The sequence below is a fragment of the Streptosporangium carneum genome, assembly GCF_027922005.1.
Taxonomy (GTDB): domain Bacteria; phylum Actinomycetota; class Actinomycetes; order Streptosporangiales; family Streptosporangiaceae; genus Streptosporangium; species Streptosporangium carneum.
In genome coordinates, this window is the sequence record NZ_BSEV01000177.1 from 1 (window position 1) to 510 (window position 510).

General features: G+C 61.4%; 1 protein-coding gene. It reads left to right on the plus strand.

The window, feature by feature from the left end; all coding sequences use genetic code 11:
• A partial coding sequence (locus PKF00_RS45120; protein WP_369011210.1) for a nitrilase-related carbon-nitrogen hydrolase occupies positions 1-510 on the plus strand: 510 nt, incomplete at both ends.

A 510-nucleotide genomic window follows, 5' to 3' on the forward strand; every position in this document is an offset into this window, starting at 1 on the left:
TTCCGGTCTCGATCTATGAGCGCGACGGGCCGCATTATTATAATTCGCTCGTCATGCTGGATGCTGATGGCAAGGCGCTGGGCATCTATCGCAAGAGCCATATTCCCGACGGCCCCGGCTATATGGAGAAGTTCTACTTCCGCCCGGGCGATACCGGCTTCAAGGTCTGGGACACGAAGGCTGGCAAGATCGGTGTCGGTATCTGCTGGGACCAGTGGTTCCCGGAAGCGGCCCGCTGCATGACCATGCTGGGCGCTGAAGTGCTGCTCTATCCGACCGCGATCGGGTCGGAGCCGCACGACGACAGCCTCGACACCGCTATCCGCTGGCAGCGCGCGATGCAGGGGCATGCGGTCTCGAACGTCATTCCCGTGATCGCCGCCAATCGTATCGGCAATGAGGACGGCCAGGTCTTCTATGGCTCGTCCTTTGTCACCGATCACACCGGCGAGAAGCTGGAAGAGCTGGGCCGGAACGAGAGCGGCGTGGTTGCTGCGACCTATGATCTGG